This is a genomic window from Variovorax sp. 01T439_2 (assembly GCF_056398445.1).
Genome location: NZ_JBFTPJ010000818.1, coordinates 822 through 3,536, shown reverse-complemented (window position 1 = coordinate 3,536; position 2,715 = coordinate 822). Strand labels below are relative to the sequence as shown.

The window sequence follows — 2,715 nt, the reverse complement described above, 5'->3', positions numbered from 1 at the left end:
CTGCAGGTGGATGCACGGGTGCTGGTGCCGCGTCCCGACACCGAAACGCTGGTCGACTGGGCCCTGCAATGCCTCGAAGGCCGCAAGGCGCCGCGCGTGCTCGACCTGGGCACCGGCAGCGGCGCCATCGCGCTGGCGCTGCAGCATGCGCGCCCCGACGCGCAGGTCGACGCGGTCGATGCCAGCGCCGACGCACTGGCCGTCGCCGAGGCCAACGCGCAGCGCCTGGGCCTGCCGGCGCGCTTTCGCCAGGCCCACTGGCTCGACGGCGCGGCCGGCGGCTACGCGGTCATTGCGAGCAACCCGCCCTACATCGCGGCCGGCGACCCGCACCTGCCGGCGCTGCAGCACGAGCCGCTGGCGGCGCTGGTGGCCGGCCCCGACGGGCTGGCCGACATCCGCCAGATCGTGCAGCAGGCCCCCGCGCACCTGGCGGACGGCGGCTGGCTGCTGCTCGAGCACGGCCACGACCAGGCCGCGGCCGTGCGCCAGTTGCTCGGCGCGCGCGGCTTTGCCGACGTGCAAAGCCGCGACGACCTTGCCGGCATCCAGCGCTGTTCCGGCGGGATCTGGCGCACGGTGAAATAATCCCCCCAGCCCATTTTTCAGGAGTTCCCATGTCCGACGCCCAGCAACGCATCGACGATCTCGTCAAGACCAACGACCTCGTGCTCTTCATGAAGGGCAACGCCAGCTTTCCGATGTGCGGCTTCTCCGGCCGCGCCATCCAGATCCTCAAGGCGGTCGGCGTCGACACCAGGACGCTCAAGACCGTCAACGTGCTCGAAGACGACGGCATCCGCCAAGGCATCAAGGAATACAGCAACTGGCCCACGATCCCCCAGCTCTACGTCAAGGGCGAATTCGTCGGCGGCTCGGACATCATGATGGAGATGTACGAGTCGGGCGAACTGCAGCAGGTGCTGGGCGGCGGCAGCAACGCGGCCTGATTTCCCGGCCCGCCATGAGCCACGACCACGGCCACGGCCACGAGGGCAAGGCCGCACCGGCCTGGAAGCACGACGGCGTGCGCGTGATCGCGGCCAACCAGCTCGACGCCAACACCGCCCAGACGCCCGGCATGAACCGCGCCGCGGCCATCAACTTTGCGCGCGTCGGCGCGCAGAAGCTGTGGGCCGGCACCGTCACCATCCATGCCGACGCCAAGACCGGCGCCCACCATCACGGGCACCTCGAATCGGTGATCTACGTGGTGCGCGGCCGGGCCCGCATGCGCTGGGGCGAGAAGCTCGAGTTCACGGCCGAAGCCGGCCCGGGCGACTTCATCTACGTGCCGCCCTACGTGCCGCACCAGGAAATCAACGCCAGCGCCACCGAGCCGCTCGAATGCGTGCTGTGCCGCAGCGACGGCGAGGCGGTGGCGATCAATCTYGATATCGAGCCGGTAGAAAAACCCGAATCGGTCCTGTGGGTCGACCCGACCCACCCGCACGGCGGGGTCTAGGCTCTCCCCCAGGCTGCGCGCACTTCGTGTCGCTTCTCCCTCCCCCTTCCGGGGGCAACACCAGCGGCCCGGCAAAGCCGGTTCCGCGGTGTTCGCTGGAATGTGCTCCGGGTCATGGCACCATCGTGCACTTCGCCGTGCCACCATGACCCTCACCCAAAGCCTGCTCATCATCGTCCTGCTGATCGCGATGAGCGCGTTCTTCTCCCTTGCCGAAATCACGCTGGCCGCCTCGCGGCGCCTGCGCCTGCGCCAGATGGCCGACGAGGGCGATGCGCGGGCCGAGCGCGTGCTGCGCGTGCAGGAGCAGCCGGGCCACTACTTCACCGTGGTGCAGATCGGCCTCAATGCGGTGGCGATCCTCGGCGGCGTGGTCGGCGAGGGCTCGCTCAGCCCCTACTTCGCGCGCTTCCTCGAAGGCTGGATGAGCGTGGAAGCCTCGGCCAACGTGGCCTTCCTGTGCTCGTTCGTGATCGTCATCGCGGTGTTCCTGGTGTTCGCCGACCTGTTCCCCAAGCGCCTGGGCATGAGCGACCCCGAGCGCATCGCGGTTCGCATGGTGGGGCCGATGATGGTGCTGATCACCGCCTTCAAGCCGCTGGTGTGGTTCTTCACGCGCTCCACCGACATGCTCTTCAAGCTGCTGGGCATGCCGCTGGTGCGCGACGACAAGATCACCTCAGCCGACATCCTGGCCATGACCGAGGCCGGTGCGCGCGCGGGCGTGCTCGCGGTGCGCGAGCAGCAGGTGATCGCCAACGTGTTCGAACTCGACACGCGGCTGGTCAGCAGCGTGATGACGGTGCGCGACAACATCGCCTGGTTCCTGCACGACGACCCCGAATCGGTGCTGCGGGCGCGCATCGTGGCCGAGCCTTTTTCGGCCTACCCGGTGTGCGACGGCGACATCGACCATGTGCTCGGCTATGTCGACGCCAAGGAGATGTTCCAGCGCGTGCTCAGCGGCCAGCCGCTGGCCTTCGACCAGGGCCTCACGCTGCACAAGGCGCTGGTCATTCCCGACCGGCTCACGCTCACCGAGGTGCTCGAGCAGTTCCAGCAGGCGCACGAAGACTTCGCGATCGTGGTCAACGAATACAGCCTGGTGGTGGGTGTGATCACGCTCAACGACGTGATGAGCACGGTGATGGGCGACCTCGTCTCCATGCCCGACGAGGAACAGATCGTGAAGCGCGACGAGAACTCGTGGCTGATCGACGGCGTCACGCCGATCCAGGACGTGGGGCGCG

The 2,715-nt window shown here is 68.3% G+C and carries 4 protein-coding genes; all 4 read left to right on the top strand.

Annotated features, from left to right (window positions below):
* Positions 1-588: peptide chain release factor N(5)-glutamine methyltransferase (gene prmC, locus AC1DOC_RS28295; RefSeq protein ID WP_478130978.1), on the top strand; the 588-nt coding region annotated here is incomplete at its 5' end.
* A gap of 29 nt (positions 589-617) precedes the next feature.
* The gene (gene grxD, locus AC1DOC_RS28290; protein WP_015866982.1) at positions 618-950 is read left to right on the top strand and encodes a Grx4 family monothiol glutaredoxin; all 333 of its coding nucleotides are present in this window, start codon (positions 618-620) and stop codon (positions 948-950) included.
* A gap of 14 nt (positions 951-964) precedes the next feature.
* Positions 965-1,465 (top strand): cupin domain-containing protein, encoded by a 501-nt coding sequence (locus AC1DOC_RS28285; RefSeq protein ID WP_015866983.1) that lies wholly within the window; start codon positions 965-967, stop codon positions 1,463-1,465.
* A 145-nt stretch (positions 1,466-1,610) separates the two neighbouring features.
* A partial coding sequence (gene paeA / locus AC1DOC_RS28280) for a polyamine export protein PaeA (RefSeq protein WP_478130977.1) occupies positions 1,611-2,715 on the top strand: 1,105 nt, incomplete at its 3' end.

Coding starts and splice junctions, on each gene's coding strand:
- grxD (WP_015866982.1), top strand. CDS start 618: ATGTCCGACGCCCAGCAACGCATCGACGATCTCGTCAAGACCAACGAC.